Source organism: Polynucleobacter sp. UK-FUSCHL-C3, assembly GCF_040409815.1.
In the GTDB taxonomy this organism is placed as follows: domain Bacteria; phylum Pseudomonadota; class Gammaproteobacteria; order Burkholderiales; family Burkholderiaceae; genus Polynucleobacter.
This window is the reverse complement of sequence record NZ_CP099959.1, coordinates 1,153,425-1,172,496: the sequence shown is the minus strand read 5'-3', so window position 1 is coordinate 1,172,496 and position 19,072 is coordinate 1,153,425. Positions and strand designations below refer to the sequence as shown.

The 19,072-nt window shown below is 38.8% G+C and carries 18 protein-coding genes and 1 pseudogene; 11 read left to right on the top strand and 8 right to left on the bottom strand.

The window, feature by feature from the left end; translation table 11 throughout:
- Nucleotides 1-479 precede the first annotated feature (479 nt).
- From NKE59_RS05955 to NKE59_RS05925, 7 genes and pseudogenes are all read right to left on the bottom strand, one after another.
- The gene (locus NKE59_RS05955) at nucleotides 480-1,664 is read right to left on the bottom strand and encodes a CoA transferase (RefSeq protein ID WP_353438062.1); all 1,185 of its coding nucleotides are present in this window, start codon (nucleotides 1,662-1,664) and stop codon (nucleotides 480-482) included.
- Between the two features lie 11 nt (nucleotides 1,665-1,675).
- A complete protein-coding gene (locus NKE59_RS05950; RefSeq protein ID WP_353438061.1) occupies nucleotides 1,676-2,203 on the bottom strand; it encodes a carboxymuconolactone decarboxylase family protein in 528 nt (175 codons plus the stop codon).
- Between the two features lie 73 nt (nucleotides 2,204-2,276).
- Complete coding sequence (gene fghA, locus NKE59_RS05945) at nucleotides 2,277-3,110, bottom strand: S-formylglutathione hydrolase (RefSeq protein ID WP_353438059.1); 834 nt, start codon at nucleotides 3,108-3,110, stop codon at nucleotides 2,277-2,279.
- Nucleotides 3,111-3,686: an S-(hydroxymethyl)glutathione synthase gene (gfa, locus tag NKE59_RS05940; protein WP_353438058.1), complete on the bottom strand. Its 576-nt coding sequence runs from the start codon at nucleotides 3,684-3,686 to the stop codon at nucleotides 3,111-3,113.
- 323 nt (nucleotides 3,687-4,009) lie between these two features.
- Nucleotides 4,010-5,122, bottom strand: coding sequence for an aromatic ring-hydroxylating dioxygenase subunit alpha (locus NKE59_RS05935; RefSeq protein WP_353438056.1), 1,113 nt, complete (start codon nucleotides 5,120-5,122; stop codon nucleotides 4,010-4,012).
- 28 nt (nucleotides 5,123-5,150) lie between these two features.
- On the bottom strand, nucleotides 5,151-5,783 hold the full coding sequence (locus tag NKE59_RS05930; protein ID WP_353438055.1) for an iron-sulfur cluster-binding domain-containing protein: 633 nt from the start codon (nucleotides 5,781-5,783) through the stop codon (nucleotides 5,151-5,153).
- A gap of 39 nt (nucleotides 5,784-5,822) precedes the next feature.
- Nucleotides 5,823-6,128 (bottom strand): annotated as a pseudogene (locus NKE59_RS05925) (FAD-binding oxidoreductase); the annotation flags it as partial.
- A gap of 279 nt (nucleotides 6,129-6,407) precedes the next feature.
- Between NKE59_RS05925 and NKE59_RS05920 the strand changes: the two are divergent.
- The 7 genes from NKE59_RS05920 to NKE59_RS05890 all read left to right on the top strand — a co-directional run bounded on the left by NKE59_RS05920 (nucleotide 6,408) and on the right by NKE59_RS05890 (nucleotide 13,259).
- A complete protein-coding gene (locus NKE59_RS05920; protein ID WP_353438053.1) occupies nucleotides 6,408-7,343 on the top strand; it encodes a LysR family transcriptional regulator in 936 nt (311 codons plus the stop codon).
- A 37-nt stretch (nucleotides 7,344-7,380) separates the two neighbouring features.
- The gene (locus NKE59_RS05915; RefSeq protein WP_353438052.1) at nucleotides 7,381-8,487 is read left to right on the top strand and encodes an S-(hydroxymethyl)glutathione dehydrogenase/class III alcohol dehydrogenase; all 1,107 of its coding nucleotides are present in this window, start codon (nucleotides 7,381-7,383) and stop codon (nucleotides 8,485-8,487) included.
- A 262-nt stretch (nucleotides 8,488-8,749) separates the two neighbouring features.
- Nucleotides 8,750-9,511 (top strand): ABC transporter ATP-binding protein, encoded by a 762-nt coding sequence (locus tag NKE59_RS05910; protein WP_353438050.1) that lies wholly within the window; start codon nucleotides 8,750-8,752, stop codon nucleotides 9,509-9,511.
- Nucleotides 9,508-10,230, top strand: a complete 723-nt coding sequence (locus tag NKE59_RS05905; protein WP_353438048.1) for an ABC transporter ATP-binding protein — start codon at nucleotides 9,508-9,510, stop codon at nucleotides 10,228-10,230. Before NKE59_RS05910 ends, NKE59_RS05905 begins: the two co-directional genes overlap by 4 nt.
- Before the next feature lies 1 nt (nucleotide 10,231).
- Nucleotides 10,232-11,092 carry a branched-chain amino acid ABC transporter permease gene (locus tag NKE59_RS05900; protein WP_353438046.1) on the top strand — a complete coding sequence of 287 codons (861 nt, stop codon included), beginning with the start codon at nucleotides 10,232-10,234 and terminating at the stop codon, nucleotides 11,090-11,092.
- A 31-nt stretch (nucleotides 11,093-11,123) separates the two neighbouring features.
- Nucleotides 11,124-11,999, top strand: a complete 876-nt coding sequence (locus tag NKE59_RS05895; protein ID WP_353438044.1) for a branched-chain amino acid ABC transporter permease — start codon at nucleotides 11,124-11,126, stop codon at nucleotides 11,997-11,999.
- A 27-nt stretch (nucleotides 12,000-12,026) separates the two neighbouring features.
- A complete protein-coding gene (locus NKE59_RS05890; protein WP_353438042.1) occupies nucleotides 12,027-13,259 on the top strand; it encodes an ABC transporter substrate-binding protein in 1,233 nt (410 codons plus the stop codon).
- 520 nt (nucleotides 13,260-13,779) lie between these two features.
- On the opposite strand, the gene NKE59_RS05885 is transcribed toward NKE59_RS05890, so the two are convergent.
- Nucleotides 13,780-14,538, bottom strand: a complete 759-nt coding sequence (locus NKE59_RS05885; RefSeq protein WP_353438040.1) for a carbonic anhydrase — start codon at nucleotides 14,536-14,538, stop codon at nucleotides 13,780-13,782.
- A gap of 592 nt (nucleotides 14,539-15,130) precedes the next feature.
- Here NKE59_RS05885 and NKE59_RS05880 point away from each other — a divergent pair.
- The 4 genes from NKE59_RS05880 to NKE59_RS05865 all read left to right on the top strand — a co-directional run bounded on the left by NKE59_RS05880 (nucleotide 15,131) and on the right by NKE59_RS05865 (nucleotide 19,070).
- Nucleotides 15,131-15,895, top strand: a complete 765-nt coding sequence (locus tag NKE59_RS05880) for a hypothetical protein (RefSeq protein ID WP_353438038.1) — start codon at nucleotides 15,131-15,133, stop codon at nucleotides 15,893-15,895.
- Nucleotides 15,896-16,208: 313 nt separating this feature from the next.
- Nucleotides 16,209-16,583, top strand: coding sequence for a DUF2946 family protein (locus NKE59_RS05875; protein WP_353438037.1), 375 nt, complete (start codon nucleotides 16,209-16,211; stop codon nucleotides 16,581-16,583).
- A gap of 70 nt (nucleotides 16,584-16,653) precedes the next feature.
- Nucleotides 16,654-17,136, top strand: a complete 483-nt coding sequence (locus NKE59_RS05870) for a copper uptake system-associated protein (protein WP_353438035.1) — start codon at nucleotides 16,654-16,656, stop codon at nucleotides 17,134-17,136.
- A gap of 14 nt (nucleotides 17,137-17,150) precedes the next feature.
- Nucleotides 17,151-19,070 (top strand): TonB-dependent receptor, encoded by a 1,920-nt coding sequence (locus NKE59_RS05865; protein WP_353438033.1) that lies wholly within the window; start codon nucleotides 17,151-17,153, stop codon nucleotides 19,068-19,070.
- Nucleotides 19,071-19,072: the final 2 nt, after the last annotated feature.

The following is a 19,072-nucleotide window of genomic DNA, read 5'->3' as shown; positions in this document are numbered from 1 at the left end:
TCAAGGTCAGGGTCTGTTGGTCTTTTCTTTGATTCTTTACGAGTAGCTTGATTCTGTTCCTTCTCTTCTTGGAGCTTACGTGAACGGTATTGGGGTCTACCGAGGATTTCTATATTTGTCATAAATATTCCTATAAGGCTAGGTTAGCACTTTTTATATGGATTCAGAATGTCACGTCATTGTCATAGATTACCAGCATGATGTTTTATTTAAGCGAGTAAGTATCATGAAATTAAAAATCTGGCTATTAAAGCTGGTATCAGCAATAAGAAATATTCCTGTTTGCCCAAGTTTGCAAACTTACTTAAGCATGAGTCATCCGCTGTCCTCGATGAGATTTGTTTCTAATGTCTAACTTTGAATAGAAAATGTAATTTGGCTTGCGAGAGTTTCTATATCTGAATTCAATGAAATTGCATAAAGAAGAGTTTTAATTCCTATGATGAAGAGTATCAAAAATGCTCTCTTCTGGGGTGGTACTAAAAATCAGGTAAGTTCAAAATATCATCCACGATCTCAGAATTATGCTCACCCAAACGCGGCGGTCTGCGCTTGATCGGCGCGGTTGCACCATTAAATTTAATTGGATTAATTACAGTTTTAGTCGTTTGTCCATTGGCCATCACCATGGGCTGAACCCATCCCATCGCAATAGTTTGCGGATCATTTAAAACTACGGAGTATTGATTAATAGGGCAACATGGCACACCGGCTTGACTAAACCGGATAATCCAATATGCGGCTGGATCGGTTTGTAAAATGGCTTCAATCAAATCTTTTAGAACGAGTTGATTTTTTGCACGCAACGCCGTACTCGCAAAACGTATGTCATTAAGAAGTTCAGGACTTTTTAGGATTTGACAAACGCTTTCCCATAAGGCTTGCGTACCGGCTGCCATCACCAAATAATCGTCTTTTGCTTTAAAGGCTTGATATGGCGCATTACGAGGGTGGGCAGAACCCAGCTTGACAGGATCTTTACCAATGCCAAAGTATTCAGAAGTTTGCAAGGCGGCAATTGCTAATGAGGTGCCCATCATGGGTACGTCAATATGAACACCTTTACCAGTCTGAGCAACAGTGCGCAATTGTGCACAAATGCTCATCGCACCATATAATCCTGCTGTAAAGTCTGCAACAGGCACACCACATTTCACGGGAGCCCCGTCAGGTACCCCGGTCACACTCATAATGCCACTCATGGCCTGAATTGTGACGTCAAATCCACCTTCATTGGCGCGTGGGCCGCTTTGTCCATACGCAGAGATAGAGCAATAAATTAATCTTGGGTTAAGAAGGTTCGTAGATTCAAAGTCTAGACCGAGTCGTTTCATGACCCCAGGTCGATTGTTTTCGATTAAGACATCAGCACTCTTAATTAATGCTTTTGCCTTTGCGTTATCGACTGGGTTTTTTAAATCCAAAGTAATAGAGCGTTTATTACGATTTAAGGAAGCAAAGTTTTCGCTTAAGCGATCATCTTCAGGTCCTGTGTGGGGCGGCCAAGCTCGCAAGGTATCGCCAGAACCTGGATTTTCTATTTTGATGACATCCGCACCAAGATCGGCTAATAGTAATGAGCAATAAGGTCCTGCTGCGACGTTGCAGATCTCAATCACACGAATTCCGTCTAGAGGGATAAATTCATACTGATGACTAGTCATAATTTGCACACTTATAATTCAGACTCAATCTGTAAACTATCATTAAATCTATTGAAAAACCCACACAAACATATCCTTAAGGTCAGTTCGACAATTTGAGATTCAGTAAAGTGTATTTTTAATTCATTAAAAAGTGTATCTTTTATTTTTTGAGGGGCATTAGTAACGCCAATAGAGTATTCAATAACAAGTTTATCCACATCTGTGAGTTCAGGATGATTCTTGTAGTCAAGAATACTATCGATACCTGAGGATGATAGACCTTCAACAGACAGGAGAGGCTTATGATGGCCTATACAATATTGACATTCATTTAATTTTGAAACGGTAACAATTGCTAATTCAACGTAGCGAAAGGGTATATTTTGAGTTTCTCTAAGTTCCAGCAGCATAGAAGGAATATGATTTAAAGCCGATGGAACGTGCGCCAAAACCCCAATTTGATTTCTAAACGAGCTGTAACCATCAGAAAATTTACTATAAATTTCCTGCAGGTCGAGTGGAACCTCATTTTTAGTGATTGTCCTAACTCTACTCATGTGACTCTCCCAATATTTATAAAGTTATCAATAAAAAGTGAACTGCTTTCAATTTAGGTCTACGACCAAAGAATTACTTCGAGAGTGCAACAGCATGATGTAGGAAATGCCTCCCAATAAAACTGGCTATAAAGTAATAGCTATGGTCATAAGCAGAGTGAATCTTTAACTCAATCGGAAAATCTATCGCATTGCAGACTGCGGTCAATAGCTCTGGCCTTAACTGCTCAGCCAGAAACTCATCAGCTCCTCCCTGATCAATCAATAAAGGCAATCTCTCAGCGGCTTTTCCGACTAATTCAACAGCATCCCACTCTTTCCAGGACTCAGAGTCCATGCCAAGATAAGCATAAAAGGCTTTTTTACCCCAAGGCACTTGAGTGGGCGCCACTATTGGCGAGAATGCAGAGACACTTTTATATCTTCCTGGATTACGTAACGCCGTTATAAGCGCCCCATGTCCGCCCATGGAGTGTCCAAATACACTTCTTCTGTTACTTGCTGGAAAAAAACTCTCAATTAATGCTGGCAACTCCACTGAGACATAATCTTGCATTTGAAAATGCTCAGCCCACGGAGAGGCAGTTGAGTTTATATAAAAACTTGCACCCTGCCCAAGACAGTAGATATCCTCGTCAGGAACAGTGTCTCCCCTAGGGCTAGTATCAAGGGATACAACTATTAATTGATGTTTAGCTGCAAATTTCTGAGCTCCAGCCTTTGTAATAAAGTTTTGCTCTGTGCAAGTTAAGCCGGAAAGCCAATACAGCACAGGACGACGCTCTCCACGAAGCACATACTCAGGAAGGTAGATCCCGAATCGCATTTCGCATTTGAGCGTTTCCGCATAATGTTTCCATACCTCTTGTCTTCCTCCACATGAGGCATGTGACTCTATAATTTGCATTTAAGAATCTTTGTAAGTACCTTTTGCTTTTGCTGCATGCGTTGCCAAGAGATCCATTAGTACTGGGCTTAAGCAATCATAAACCTCAAGACCTTTATCCTTCAGCGATTTACGAACATCATCCATTTTAGATGGGGGAGTGCCGCTTTCAATGATAGAAGATACAAATGCAGCAAATAGCGGGCTATGCCAACCCTCTTCCTTGGATAACTCCGTATGAATAAAGTCTAAGCCATAGAATGCATGCTCTTTATTCTCAATGCGTCCGTATAAATGGGTTCCGCACGTGCTGCAAGCATGGCGCTGTATTAAGGCTCTATCATCTATTACTTGTAGCTTCTCAGGGTGGGCAGTAATACTAACCTTTTCTTTTGGTACAACACCAACTACAGAAAATAAGGCACCGGATGGCTTCCAGCATTTAGTACATCCACAGGCATGATTAAATGCAACCTGACTTTCAATTTTGACCTCAACAGGACTTGAAGAACATTTGCATCGTAATGTTCCGCCTGAAAAACTATCAGGTCCTTTTTTTTCCCCAGCATCAACTACTGGATGGATATTGATATTCATATATATCTCCTTTAATTAGTTTAGAAATTAACAGCGGAACGAATTGATTTACTAATACCAATGCCTTTGGCATTAAACGAAAGCTTAGGGGGCGGTAGTCTTAGTATTAAGCTAAGATCGCTCAACGAGATATACTAAATACATTCTATACATCTTTAATCACACTGGGTGATTAATTAATGGTGCAAAGCAGGTAGCGTTTCCCTTGGTGACTAAAATAAATCCTTAAAATAGCCCATTAGCAATTTGTACAAACTCTAAAATCTATAAATTTTTTTTTAATTGCTAATGAGGCGTCATTTCAGGATTTTTTACTTTTCAGATTAAGCCGCTTTAATTGATGATTGCTTTTCTTCCCTGATCATTTGGGAAATAATTTGCCGAGCCCTTCTCAATCCAGTATCTGAGTGTAGGAAAAGTTCTGTATATCCTTCATCTGGGAGATCAATCATTTTCTGCTGACGCTCTAAGGCCCATTTGTCTTCATCCACTACACTAGGAAACATTTCGGCGATTCGGTCAACGGTTCGCTTAGTCGGATCTCCTAATGATTTATGGTCGGCAGGGCAGCAAACATACCACCGCCAATCACTTTGTACGTTGTCAATTGGAGTGTGAGTGTGGAATAGAATATAACCACGGTCCTTGCCGCCACCTCCAAGCCCCGAACCAAACTGACCAGTTGGACCAATTTTAAGCTCTACTCGAGTAAGTGCTGGAGTGACCATACAATGCGTATGGCTTCTATCTACATTATCAAAATGAAACCAATCGATAAAGAAAGGAGGTTGCTTGTAGTTTTTAGCATTTCTAACGGTTCTTACATATTGGTATCCACCTTCCTCACCTTCTTCAATATCAATCGGCAGTAGGCTGTTGGCATAATCACCAATATTGCCTTCATGCAGTGGGTAGAAATGTGTGATGTCTAATAAGTTTTCAATGATTAGCAGGAAATTTGCAGGCACCCTTATTACTTCTGAATGGACAGTAGCCCACTCTTTATCAGCAATTTCTGGTGTCCTAGGGGGCATAAATAAGTGCGCTCTTTCAGGATTTCCCACCCAAACCCAAACCAAATTATCTTGTTCAATTACTTTAACGGGGCGAAGTTTTGCTCTTTCAGGAATGGGCTTATCTGGTACCGATGGAATCTTTACGCACTTACCAGAATCATCATAGCAAAGTCCATGATATGCGCATTCAAGAAAGCCATTATCTAATAGCCTACCTTCAGAGAGTGGGAAACGTTTATGACAGCAGCGATTATCAAAGGCAACTACCTTACCGTCCTTTGTTCGCCAAACTACAATACTGCTACCTGCAATAACACGATTTTTAAGCTCCTCTTTTTCAAATTCATCGGACATTCCAGCTACATACCAACAATCTTTTGGATATTTTTGTGTTTCAATTGTTATTATTTTTGTTTCCATTGTTATAGCCTTTCAGAAAATAAAATTACTAAAGATCTAGAACTAATTCTGGTGAATTAGATCGGGAGCAACAAATTAAGATAAAGTCTTTTTTATCCTTCTCATTTAATACAGTGTCTCTATGGTCTGGTTCGCCACCTAGATAGCGAGTTAAACATGTTCCGCAATAACCTTCTTCGCACGAGGACTCAATGAAAAAATTATTTTTTCTTAATGAATCAATAATTGACTCATTTGCCTCAACTTTAAATTTTAATTTACTGCGATTAAGACTTATAAGAAATTCTGTGTTTAAATTTTTTCCTAAATTTTGTTCTTGAGATACTGCAGAAAAATGTTCGTAATGAATATGGTCTAGAGGCCAATCTTTTATTTCATTTTTAATAGCCGCCATAAATCCAGTCGGCCCACAAAAATATAAATGCCTACCTTCCTCATAATTTCTTATAGTTTTTTTTAGGTCAATACCATTTGATGGGTCGCCATTGTCATGATAGATAGTTGCCTTTCCATAGTTTATGAGTTCCATTAATTCATTGGATTGAATAGTTTTATTTTGATTTCTGGCGCAATAATGTAGATGAAAATCTGCCCCTCTCATTTTTAATTCCGAGGCCATTGCAAGAAGTGGGGTAATGCCAATTCCGCCAGCAATTAACAAATGTTTTTTCGCGTCTAGATTTAAGGGAAAATGGTTACGCGGAGCGCTAATTTCATAGATTTGATTAATCTTCGCGTCCTGATAAAGTGTTTTTGACCCCCCTTTGCCATTTGCTTCAATTTGAACGGTGATTTGATAAAACTCAGTTTCGAGAGAATTATTACACAGTGAATATTGCCTAATTAGTTCAGCATTTATGTGGAGATCAATATGGGAGCCACTTGTAAAGGTGGGTAGCTTAACATTGCCTAGAGGATGAAACGTGAAGCTATATATATCATCACCAACCTTGGTGATGGCCGTTAGTTTGACCTTAAGCTTATGGCTTCTCTCTTCCGTGTTAATACTGCCCCCTCTTTTTCAATGTATGGTTTTAAGAATTTGGGTGGTATGGATGGCTAGATACCGTAATTTGAATTTTATCTCTTACAACCGCTAAATAAAAACGAATTTAATTGACTCTATTACTTAAGAAAACTTGATTTGAATCCAAATAAACTTTTATATGATGGCAACCAATTTCTTGATGTAAGGATAAAAAGTCAAATCATGTTGCAATGCAGCAGGTAAATTAATTTACTTAAGATCAAAAAAACCGATATATTGAGTTCCATAGGGGCAGAAATGAATATTAAGCAGCTAGAAACTTTCTATTGGATTGAACGGCTTGGGAGCTTTAGCGCTGCAGCCGATAAGGTTTTTGCTACCCAATCTACTGTATCGATGCGTATTCATGAATTAGAAGAGTCCTTAGGGGTTAAACTTTTTGATCGAACTCAAAGAACTGCAAAACTAACTTCAAAAGGTAAGGAATTAGTACCTTATGTTAGGCAATTAATTGAATTAACCTCTGAAATGCAAGAAATATTGATGCCAAAGGCGGCCCTAAGTGGACTAATTCGCGTAGGCGTCATCGAAGTAGTTGCCTTAACTTGGCTGCCTGAATTTATTAAGCATTTACGGGTTAAATTCCCCTTGATTCGGTTGGAGCTATCAGTTGGATTGGCAAATGAGTTAAATCAAAAAATGGCAAATGGTGAACTAGATTTAATCTTCACCATAGGTCGTGCCCCAAGTTCAGTGTATGAGATGGAGAGTCTTGGTAACGTGACTTTTGATTGGGTAATAGGGCCTCAATTGAATAATAAAAAACTGACTTTAGAAATATTTAAAGATCAGCCCTTGATTATTTTGAATAAAAATTCATTTCATTTTACTTTTATGCAAAAGTGGATGCGTGAGAATAAAATACATTCAAAGTCAATTATTGAATGCAATTCAATGACCGCAATAGCAATTTTGGTTAAAGCTGGGGTTGGTATTTCATTAATTCCTATGTCATGCTATCCAGATGAATTCGCAGATGGATCCTTAGTGATAATTAAGTTAGAAAAGGAACCGCAACCTATTGAAGCATGTGCTGTATATATCGGAAATTCACCAAATCCAATAGCAAAAGCAGTTGCAGCAGTAGGAACTGAAGTAAGTAAAATTTTTAATGATAAAAAAAAGAATGTAAACAAAAAATTTGGTACTTCAAAAATTGCTTTAACCCTTTAATAATAAAACATATTAAATAAAATTTAGGATATTTCTTATGAAAACGAGAGCAGCTGTTGCCTTTGAGGCTGGCAAACCCCTAGTAATAGAAACAGTTGACTTAGAGAGTCCAAGAGCAGGAGAGGTTTTAGTTGAAATCAAAGCATCTGGTATTTGCCATACCGATCAGTACACTTTATCAGGAGCGGATTCAGAGGGAATTTTCCCTGCTATTTTAGGTCATGAAGGAGCTGGAATCGTTGTTGAGGTAGGGATTGGCGTAACTTCAGTTAAAAAAGGTGACCATGTTATTCCCTTGTACACACCTGAATGTCGTCAGTGTAAATTTTGTCTTTCTCGTAAAACAAATCTATGCCAGGCTATTAGATCAACGCAGGGCAAAGGATTGATGCCAGATAAATCCAGTCGTTTTAGCATTAATGGAAAACCTATATTTCATTACATGGGCACTTCAACTTTTAGTAATTTCACTGTAGTACCAGAAATTGCGTTAGCTAAAATCCGAGATGATGCCCCATTTGATAAGGCCTGTTACATCGGCTGCGGGGTAACCACCGGAATTGGGGCTGTGCTATTTACAGCCAAGGTTGAACCAGGGGCTAATGTAGTAGTTTTTGGTCTCGGAGGGATTGGTTTAAATGTGATTCAAGGTGCAAAAATGGTCGGCGCTAATAAGATCATTGGCGTGGATATAAATCCATTAAGAGAAAAAATGGCACGTAAATTTGGGATGACCGACTTTATTAATCCAAAAACAGTTGAGAATACTGTTGATAGCATAGTGCAATTAACAGATGGGGGCGTTGATTATAGTTTTGAGTGCATTGGGAATATTAAAGTGATGCGTGAGGCTCTCGAGTGCACCCATAAAGGCTGGGGCCGTTGCATCATTATTGGAGTAGCTGAGGCAGGTGCGGAAATTAGCACAAGACCATTTCAGTTGGTAACAGGGCGAAAGTGGGAGGGCTCAGCTTTTGGGGGGGCAAGAGGGAGAACAGATGTTCCAAAAATTGTAGATTGGTATATGGAGGGCAAGCTTAATATTGATGACTTAATAACCCATACAATGCCTCTGGAAAAAATTAATGAAGGATTTGATTTAATGCTTGCTGGGCAATCTATTCGCTCAGTAATAATTTTCTAGTAAACTCAGAATGAATTAATTAAGCATTAGTAAAGGCTTGACTTTTGTAAGTCCCCTAAGAAATTTTAAGTTACGGGCTAGAGCAAAAATTGCTAATTACAGAGGGTAGTACTAGGGTTAATCCTAATAAAACAATAATTCTTCTCTAAATAAAAAAATAGATGAATAAATTTGATAGCTAATCATTGAAAAAATCCATTTTCTTTTCTGATCAATGATAGATACTGATTAAATTAAATAATCAGAAATAATTGGAAAAAAATTGCTTGAGATTAAAGGAATCACAAAAAAATTTGGAGAGTTTTATGCTCTTAGTAATTGCAATCTTTCAATCTTAGCCAATCAAATTACAGGGATCATTGGACCAAATGGGGCAGGAAAATCAACACTATTTAATATTCTTGGAGGACTAATTAAACCAGATGGTGGTCATGTTAATTTTAACAATACTAAAATAACGGGACTTAGACCAGACCAGCTTGTTATGAACGGAGTCATTCGCACCTTCCAAATCTCAAGAGAGCTAGGGGAGTTAACTGTTTTAGAAAATATGTTATTAGCAGACTTAAATAATCCTGGAGATACATTATGGAAAAATTTTCTTAAACCTGCTGAAGTAAAAATATTTCAGAATAAATCAATATCCAAGGCCAAAGAACTAATAAATAGTATTGGCTTATCCGATCACATAAACTTGAGTGCAAAAAACTTATCAGGAGGGCAAAAAAAATTATTAGAAATTGCTAGAGCTTTAATGACTAATCCAAAGTTGATTTTGCTTGATGAGCCCACTGCCGGCGTAAGCCCTCCAATGTGTAGCATTCTTATAGAGGTTATTGAAAATTTAAGACAAAATGGTATTACTTTTGTGATTATTGAACATGACATGGAAATGATCGCAAAACTATGTCAAAGAATTTATGTTCTTGCAGAGGGAAAAAACCTAACCTCAGGAACATATAAAGAGGTTATTGCCAATGAAGAGGTAATGAAGGCATACCTTGGAAAGGCTTCGATTCATTGAATTCTTTCTTTTCATCTAATAATCTAAAAGCAGGATATGGCTCAGGTGATATCTTGAAGGGTATAAGTTTTGATCTAGAAAAAGGGAAGGTTATGACTGTAATCGGCCCAAATGGTTCTGGTAAATCGACACTGATAAAAACACTTGCTGGACTTTTGAAGCCATCATCTGGTGAAATATACATAAACGGGAAATCAATTGCAAGCTACACAAGTCCTCAAAGGATTAAATTAGGTGTGTCATATGTACCTCAGGAATATAACGTTTTTAGAAATATGACAGTCAAAGAAAACCTCCAGTTAGCAAATGAATTCATGGGGCGTACAAAAAAAAAGAAAAAACAGATTATTGATAATGAATTATTGCAATTATTTCCAGAATTGACTTCTAAATTTGATGTCTTGGCTGGAAATCTATCTGGAGGTCAAAGACAGATGGTTGCGTTCGCTTGTGCTCTTGCATATAAACCAGAAATTTTACTTCTAGATGAGCCCTCCGCAGGTCTATCTCCAAAATATATGGGCGATATTTTTTTAGCCGTAAAGAAAGTTAATGAGTTAGGAGTAACCATCTTCATGGTTGAACAAAATGCAATTGAGGCTTTGCAAATATCTGATAAATGCATCGTAATGACTAATGGTAATGTTAAATTTATTTCTGATCCAAAAAGCCTGCTGCAATCAGGTGATCTCAATTCACTTTATTTAGGAAATGTGTAACTTGTTACAAATAATTTTCAATGGTTTTATAACTGGTATTGTTATTACTCTTCCAGCACTAGCAATTACATTGTTATTTGGGGTATTAAGATTTCCTAATTTTGCAGTAGGCTCAATGCTGACTCTTGCAGCCTATATTGTTTTTACATTCAATGTTTTATTTGGCATTCCTCTTGTCATTTCATCAATTATTACAGCAATAATTTTTGGTTTTCTTTTAATTTTAATTGATCAATTGACATTTGCAAAACTCAGAGGAAGTAGCTCAATTACTTTAATGGTTTGTTCTTTAGGATTGAGTTTTGTTTTAGAAAACATTGCACGTTTGATGTATGGTAATAATGCAAAAAGTTTTGCAATTGAACTCGCTAGGCCATTCTTTTTTATGGATATTAGAATGAACCGCGAGCAAATTATTACAATAATTGTTTCCACGATTGCCATGATTTTTATGTATATTTTATTGAAACATATGCCAATAGGTAGGGCAATGCGGGCAGTTTCAGATAATCAATCATTATCATTGGTAAGAGGAATTGATACCCCAATGATTATTAAATGGACCTGGTTTATATCTGGCATCCTTCTTACTACTGGTGGTGTGTTGATTGGTATGGATAGGGCAATAGAACCACCAATGGGTTCGAGTTACTTGATTGCAATTTTTGCTGCAGCTATTTTGGGTGGTCTTGGAAGTCCATTAGGTGCTTTTTTTGGTTCGATAATTATTGGAGTTGTTGGCGAATTATCAACTTTAGTCATACCGCCAAATTATCGTACTGGAATTCCTTTAGCGGTAATAGCATTAATCCTGATATTTAGACCACAAGGCATTTTTGGTAAACCTAATATAAAAAAATGAAATAGAAACAATGCTATCTTTTATAATATTAATGAGTTCAGTAATTTGTTTTTCTGCAATCTTAGCCCTTGCACTTAATTTTCAGTGGGGATTGGGTGGGATGATTAATTTTGGATTAGCAGGGCTTTATGCCTTAGGTGCCTACGCATGCGCAATATTCATTTTAAGATTAAATTTTAACTTTTTTGAAAGTACTATCCTCTCGATGTTGATAGTCTCCCTAGTATGTGCATGCATATCGATAGTCACATTAAAAGTTTCAGAAGAGGATTATTTTGCAATTGTGACACTTGGCGTTGGGGAAATGTTTCGTCTTATTGCGTTAAATGAAGACTGGTTGACTGGAGGGGCGCTTGGATTAAGTGGCATTCCAAGACCACTTGCAAATATCATTCCTTCCGATATTTATATTTATGTATTTTTGGCAGCATATATTCTAATTTTATTCACATGTATTTTTCTCTTAAATATTCTTGCAAAGTCAGCATTTGGAAGAACAATGCGCGCCATTCGTGAGGATGACGTTGTTGCAGTTACATTGGGTAAAAATTTATTATGGAATAGAGCAAGAATTTTTGCTATCGGTGGTCTTCTGATAGGTCTAGCAGGTTCAATGCATTCCTTTTACTATCAATATATTGACCCAACTCAATTTTCAAATATTGTTATCGCATATGCAATTATGGCCGTAATAGCTGGCGGCAAGGGATCGCATTTTGGCGTTGTTTTTGGTTCAATCCTTATTATGATTTTGTTAGAAGGTTCTCGCTTCCTTAAAGAAATTATTCCTGGTTTGGGTTCTGATCAATTATCAGCAGTAAGAATAATCATAATTGGCGTGGGGCTTATCTTAGTTTTGATTTATAGACCAAATGGATTCATGAAGGAGTATCAATTGAAGGTGTAGAAATTTAACTGCTTAAAGGAGATAGGTATGATCAATTTAAAAAACCGTAGAAAAACTATTAAAACAATTGGGGCTGTTGCAGCCACTCCAATATTTATGCCTTACTTAAATTTAGTGCATGCTCAAAGCGCTGCTGTTCCTATAGGTGTGGCTTTACCTATGACTGGAAATGCAGGTGCTTATGGTCCAGATATGGCTGAAGCTGCAAAACGGACAGCAGAACTAATTAATCGATCTGGTGGAATTTTAGGTGGTAGGAAGTTGCAACTCTTTATAGAAGATTCTGAATCTAGCGCCTCTGTTGCTGCAAATCTTACTCAGAAATTTATTAATGTTCACAAGTGTCAATCCTTGGTAGGTTATTGGGGTACTCCTGAAGGACTTTCTTCGAGGCCAATCGCTATTCAAAATAAAGTAGTTTTAATGGTATCAAGCGCTGCAAATTCAATTACCGAGGGTGATACCCAGGGGTACGTTTGGAGATTTCAAATGAAAGCTACTGACTGGGGTACTGTAATAGGGCGCTCAATCCAGAAAATGGGATACAAAAGTGTTGGGGTTATGGGTCTTCAGAATGCTTTTATATTGCCCATTATGAGAAGTGTTGAAGATCAAATGAAAGGCTCTGGAAGAACTGTTACGGATTCCTTGATTTATAACCCAGAACAGCCCTCTTATAGGGCGGAAGTAGAGAGAATATTTGGAAAAAAACCTGAAGTAGTATGTTGTTTTAGTCTCTTGCCAGATTTTGTATCCATTATGAAAGAAGTTTACAGAGGTGGATTTACTAGCAAAGTTGTTTCTTTGTCGATTGCTGCTGACAGTGAAGGCAAGTTTTTACAGGCAGTCGGCGCTCAAGTAGCTGATGGCATTCGACACTTTCAACCGATGCCAGATACCAATGCCCCAGGATATAAAAGGTTTGTTAAATTAATGGGTGCTCCAGAAAGTAAATTATTTTTATTTCCTCCTAATACTCATGATCAAATTGCGGTTACTGCATTAGCTATGGAAAAAGCTAAAAGTGTCCAAGCTGCCGATTGGTCAAAGGAAATAATAAATGTATGTAACGGCCCTGGTGAAAAAGTTGATGATATTGTTGAGGCATTAAAACTTGTAAGAGCAGGAAAGCCCGTAAATTTTGAGGGTGCTGGATCTACATGTGATTTTACAAAGAGCGGGGACCAGTTGGGACGGGGAATGGGTCAGTGGATTGTGGAAAATGGAAAAAATAACTTTATCAGTTATGAAAAACCATAACAAATAAAGCTTTTTATTATGAATTAAGGCCTCTGATGAGGCCTTTTTTTCATTGAAGTACTCAATTAATCGACAAGGGAAACTTCTACCGGCAGTAGCATCAGGGAATTTCACAGCGGCTGTAAGCTAATTTGATTTTTAATACCATTTCAAAAGAGAGGATTTTTGATAATCGTCTTCTTTAGGGAACTCCAATGATGGCCAAAGGGCAATGTCTTAAATCTAAACAGTTTGCTACTTTACCTTGTTCAATTGATGCTTAAGTTTCCAGTAACAAAACATCTTCCCAACCTGCCAAATCAAGGCCTCAGTAATCTGATACCCATTGCACAGTTTATTGCACAGTTGAAGTTTTTTGACTTAAGCCATTGAAATACATAGACTTTTGAGCAGCCACGAATTCTTCTAAGGCGTAGGTCGCACGTTCGAATCGTGCTGGGCAGGCCAGTCAATGGCGATATATTGTTTCAAAAAGAAGGGTGGAAGTCACCCTCTTAATTTAAGGACATGCCAAGCTTAATTAAATAAGACTTACACGTCCGCTTGGTAAATCATAAATCGCTCCCACAATCTTCAGATTTCCTTTCTTTACTCGCTCACTCAAGATAGGATTTGACTCCTTCAGCTTTTCAACATTTAATCGAACATTCTCAACCGTAGCTGCGTTAAGTAGATCCTTGCCTTTCGCTTTTTTGCTAGCCTCTCTAACGGCAGGAGCAAGAGCTGTAGTCAGGGCTTGAATATGCCCCGGAAAAGAAGCATTTTGGGTATATGCCTTAATCGACGCATCAATTGCGCCGCAACTGGTGTGCCCCAAAACCATAATTAATGGAGCACCGAGAACAGCGGTCCCATATTCAAGACTTGCCAGAATATCCGTGTTAACAAAATTACCCGCTACTCGAGCTACAAAGAGGTCACCACGTTCTTCATTAAATGCCAGCTCAGGGCTGATGCGGGAGTCAGCACAACTGAGGATACAAGCATAAGGATTTTGACCGCGTGCAAGAGCCCCTCTTGTTTCATCCACATTGATTTGCAATGTTTTACTTTTGATATACGTAGCATTTCCAGCCATTAGGCGAGTAAGGGCTTGTTCTGGATTGAGAATATTTTCAGATTTAGGAGGATTTGCAGACTGGGCAATTACAGTACCTGCCGATGATATGAATCCGCCAACCGAAAGAAGTCCAACTGACTTTAGCAGTGTTCGCCGAAGAGAATTATTAGGCAACTGGGATACTGAATTAATTTTTTTATCGATGCATAGAATGCACATAAGAGACCTTTGTGATGATAATTTTTTATTTCATTAGAGATAAGTGCACTTGTATATATGAATCGTAAAAAAACTTTCACTTGATCACATCAAAAATGATGATTACTAAAGATCTTATGCTAATCGCTTGAGATAGCAACTTTTTTTACCTAGCTATTTAATTGACAGATTAATCAAGGGGTTACGATTTCTTTCAAGGCCCAGGTCGCACGTTCGAATCGTGCTGGGCAGGCCAGATATCAATAAATGATTGGAACCACCCGGCACGATTGTGATCCTATGGGCTAGATCATGACTCGAGCTTGAGCAGCGAAGGGCTGACCCTTTAAGCCAGTGTAGAGGGTTCTCAGGCGCTATGGGCAAGTGGGTTGTGAGTAAATTTGTCGGGTAAACCGACAAACTATGTATGGCTTGTAAATTGATATTTGCATACAAGCCTTCAGCACTCCAAATCCAAGTACCCAACTCATTTAGAATCAACCCATGTCGCCGCAATGATTTACTAGAGAAAACTCTTTTTAGACGTGGACCTAAATTGACGGCTGTTTAGAGGCTATAGTAAATTGACCAAACATAACAAGGTGGAGCTTAAATGCCATTTATAAGTACTAATAATGAAATTGCACTGATCCTACTCATTATTTTTGTATTTACTATTATTGCGGTGATCATTACTCGCATTTTTCTCTCCCAAAAAACCCGGCCATTGATGCTGCAATATGAAGGGGTTGTAGCCCCCTATTTTGGCTTGCCAGCAGTATTGTTTTCATTATCTGCTGCCTTGATGGCTACCTCAATTTGGGAAAACTATAACATCGCAGCAAAAGCAATAAAGGCTGAAAGTCAGGGACTCATTGAGATCATTAGTCTTGCCAGTACGATTCCGGAGCTAAAAAATAGTAATCTGGCCAATACGACTCGAACGTACGCAAAATCTATTCTTGATGAAGAATGGCAAACACTATCATCAGCCAGCAATGATTCCCCAAAGACGATAGAAAAATTTATAGCTATGCGTTCTGATTTTTTTAAGGCCGCTAATCAACTAAATAATAATGCTGAATCAAAGATACTAATTCATGCTTTTCAGACTGTTGATAACGCACGTGGTACCCGTTTGGCCTATGTATCATTTGACGTTCACCCATTGCGGATGACTGGAATTTTATTATTAGCAATACTTGTTCAAATCACAGTTGCATTTGTTCATGTAGCAAAACCAAAAGCTTTGATAGTGGCGATATCAATCGCAACAGCTACAGTCCTTATTCCAATTTGTGTGATTGCTTTAACATTTAGTAGCCCATACCATGGAATAATTTCTATATCTAATGAGCCATATCTACAGATTAGGTAATTTGAGCAGCTATGAGATATTAATTTGAGCACTTATTTTTGTCAGCCATTCTAAGGCCCAGGTCGCACGTTCGAATCGTGCTGGGCAGGCCAAAGGCCTGACTGGCCGAACTAATCTAGTCAAAAAACCCAATTCTATAGTGTTCAGTAGACCAAATATTGACCAAGCTTGGCTATCTTATGGAACGCCGAAGTAGGGCGTAGGTTGATTCTGGATGACTGCTTTCGGCCAATAGCAGTCTTAACAGGGCGCAGATGATTGGGAGCGCTTTCAAGGTGTAAGAAGCCTTATTGCCTTAAAATCGAAAGCAATTATGAATTCCCGCAAAAACCGCATCGTTCACTGGATTGCTGCTTTAGCAGTTGCAATGAGCTCGCTTGCGCCAGCAGTTTCTCAAGCGGTATCGCTAGCGAAGCATGGCCAAGGTTTTGCAATGGAAATTTGTGCGGCAGATGGCACTAAATCGCAGATCAATATTCAAAGTGAAGATCAAGCTGAGTTGACAGAGTCTATTCAGCCATGTCCATATTGCATCGCAAATACAGCCATCACACCAGCATTAAATACCAATCTCACATTTCAAGCGCCGCAAACACTGGCTTTGCTGCCACAGCTTTTCTATCAATCACCCAAGCCACTTGCTGTTTGGGTTACGCCTCCCTCAGCAGCACCTCCTACACAAGCCTAAATCTTTTTAGGGCATAGCAAAGCTATGCGATAGGCAACAGCAAGTTGCCGCAATCTTGTGTGGAGTAGTAATGGCTTCAATTCAGAAATATAGATCCTCTTTTGGGCATTTTGCGCTGGCATTTGTGGCCGCTACATGCCTATTCTCGAACGCAATAGCTCATCCCCAAACGGAGGAAGAGTCTCGAGCGCGAATCCAGAAGCTCATTTCAACAACTTTTGACCGGCCTGATCTAAAAGTACAAACCGATCCAATCGTGATTGAAGGAAAGGTTGCAATTGCAGATTGGACTCAAGGTCAAAAGGGTGGCCGAGCACTTCTCAGAAGAAAGCATGCTGATTGGGAAATTATTGCTTGTGGTGGTGCAGGGTTTAAAGATCCTAGTGCTATTGCATCGGCTGGGATTTCCAAGGGAATTGCTCAAAAGATTACTGCAAAACTCAGGACTGCAGAAGCATCGCTATCTGCACAAAAAATTAAACAACTGGATTCATTTGATGGTGTCGTGACTATGGGTCACGGTATGCAACATGGATCTGATTCAAAACATTAACCCGAGGTTAAAAAATGAAACTATATAAAACAAAATTAGCACTTGTCGCTTCACTCATAGTGGCTGGAAATGTTTATGCGCAAAACCTACCAAATGTAATTGTTACAGCTAAGCCAGACGTGGCGGAAATTGAGATTGATAAGTTTTCAAGTGTATCTGCTGTTATTACTGATGACACAATCCGTGATTTACATGCCGCGGATTTAGCTTCTGCGTTGCGCAATACTCCTGGAACACAAATTTCAAGATACAACCCAGTTGGCTCGTTTGGTGGTGATGAGGGGGGCTCCATTTTTATTCGAGGTATGGGGTTGAGTCGCCCGGGTAGTGAGATTAAAACTTATATTGATAATGTTCCGATGTATATGCCAATCTGGAATCATGCTGTCCTAGATTTGTTGCCGGTAAATGGTATGAAAAATATTACTATATTCAAAAGCCCACAACCACAGGTTACCGGTAATAACTTTGCATCTATTAATCTGACCACAAAAACTGCTGGGCCAGAAAATGGCGTTTCAGGTAATGCTCGTATTTCTTATGGTTCATACAACACAGTTATTGAGCAAGTTGATATGGTTGGTCGTAGCGATGATATTGACTACTCTCTTGCGCAAGGTTACTCAAAATCAGATGGTCATAGAACGAATGCTAGCGGTCAATTAGCCAATATTATGGGCGGCCTAGGTATGAAGATTAATCAAAATTGGTCGGCTAGTGTAAGTGGAATGGCATTAAATAACTCAGTAAAAGATCCCGGAAGTAATCTTTCGGCATCGCCAGCTGTAGCGCCAACTTACGATACTGCGGCGCAAATGGTTACAGCTGTTCTCAAGCATTCATATGATCTTGTAGAGGGTGAGTTTCGCATTTACTCCAATACAGGAAAAGGCAACCTTAATAATTCTGCCGACTGGGGAACAGAAGATCAGCCTTTTACAATGCAAGGTTTCCGATGGAAAGAGAGTGTTACTCCTTGGCAAAATGGAACATTATTACTGGGGCTTGACTATGACTCTTCCTATGGAAGTATCACTCAAACTAACGTAGCCAAGACAAGCACGGCAAAAACAACGCTGCCTACATTTAAGATGACTTCGCCATATGTTGGATTAAGTCATAACTTACTATTAAATAGTGCTTGGTCGCTAGTCCCATCTGCTGGCATTCGAACATACCAAAATAATTACTATGCTTCTAAGGCGGCACCATATGGCGGCGTTTCTTTGGTCTCGGACAAGGTTACCGTATTTGCAAATGCCTCAAAGGGTATAAATTACTCTGGAATGGAGGGGCCTGCATTAACGGCAGCTGTTTTAACAAACACTGGGGGGTTTGTAAATTTTTCCGATACTTGGAAACAGCTATCTCCGGAAGAAAATAATCATCTAGAAGTTGGCACGAAAATTTTCCCAGATAAAAAATCACGTATTGATTTGAGTTTTTTTCAAGATACCATTTCAAATAGGTATGGATTTTCATTTGCGAATGCTTCATGGTTTAACTATGGCAAGTACACCATGCAAGGTGTTGAGTTATCTGGCCAGCGTGAAATTATTCCTGAGTTGACAGTATTTGGTGGCTGGACTTATTTGAATAATGACAGCACTACGAATCTACCCTATGCACCACAAAATGCGTTTAATGCTGCTATCACTGGTTACGTAGGGAAATTCAGGTTGTCTGTAGATTGTCAATACCAAACAGCATTCTATGGTCAAAATTTAAATCGCAATGGCAGTTCAAATACCCAAAGAATGGATGGTTATACGGTTGCTAACGCTCGCGTGTCATATCCCATCCCAGAGTTGGGTAAGAAGGGGGAAGTCTTTGTGATGGTTGAGAATTTATTTAATCAACCATATAGCTATCGCCAAGGTTATCCAATGCCAGGGACTTGGGGATCAATTGGCTTATCCACTAGCTTCAACTGATT

Excerpts from the sequence above, each read along its gene's own strand:
- NKE59_RS05955 (WP_353438062.1), bottom strand. The coding sequence starts at position 1,664 with ATGACTAGTCATCAGTATGAATTTATCCCTCTAGACGGAATTCGTGTG.
- NKE59_RS05950 (WP_353438061.1), bottom strand. The coding sequence starts at position 2,203 with ATGAGTAGAGTTAGGACAATCACTAAAAATGAGGTTCCACTCGACCTG.
- fghA (WP_353438059.1), bottom strand. The coding sequence starts at position 3,110 with ATGCAAATTATAGAGTCACATGCCTCATGTGGAGGAAGACAAGAGGTA.
- gfa (WP_353438058.1), bottom strand. The coding sequence starts at position 3,686 with ATGAATATCAATATCCATCCAGTAGTTGATGCTGGGGAAAAAAAAGGA.
- NKE59_RS05935 (WP_353438056.1), bottom strand. The coding sequence starts at position 5,122 with ATGGAAACAAAAATAATAACAATTGAAACACAAAAATATCCAAAAGAT.
- NKE59_RS05920 (WP_353438053.1), top strand. The coding sequence starts at position 6,408 with ATGAATATTAAGCAGCTAGAAACTTTCTATTGGATTGAACGGCTTGGG.
- NKE59_RS05915 (WP_353438052.1), top strand. The coding sequence starts at position 7,381 with ATGAAAACGAGAGCAGCTGTTGCCTTTGAGGCTGGCAAACCCCTAGTA.
- NKE59_RS05895 (WP_353438044.1), top strand. The coding sequence starts at position 11,124 with ATGAGTTCAGTAATTTGTTTTTCTGCAATCTTAGCCCTTGCACTTAAT.
- NKE59_RS05890 (WP_353438042.1), top strand. The coding sequence starts at position 12,027 with ATGATCAATTTAAAAAACCGTAGAAAAACTATTAAAACAATTGGGGCT.
- NKE59_RS05885 (WP_353438040.1), bottom strand. The coding sequence starts at position 14,538 with ATGTGCATTCTATGCATCGATAAAAAAATTAATTCAGTATCCCAGTTG.
- NKE59_RS05880 (WP_353438038.1), top strand. The coding sequence starts at position 15,131 with ATGCCATTTATAAGTACTAATAATGAAATTGCACTGATCCTACTCATT.
- NKE59_RS05875 (WP_353438037.1), top strand. The coding sequence starts at position 16,209 with ATGAATTCCCGCAAAAACCGCATCGTTCACTGGATTGCTGCTTTAGCA.
- NKE59_RS05870 (WP_353438035.1), top strand. The coding sequence starts at position 16,654 with ATGGCTTCAATTCAGAAATATAGATCCTCTTTTGGGCATTTTGCGCTG.
- NKE59_RS05865 (WP_353438033.1), top strand. The coding sequence starts at position 17,151 with ATGAAACTATATAAAACAAAATTAGCACTTGTCGCTTCACTCATAGTG.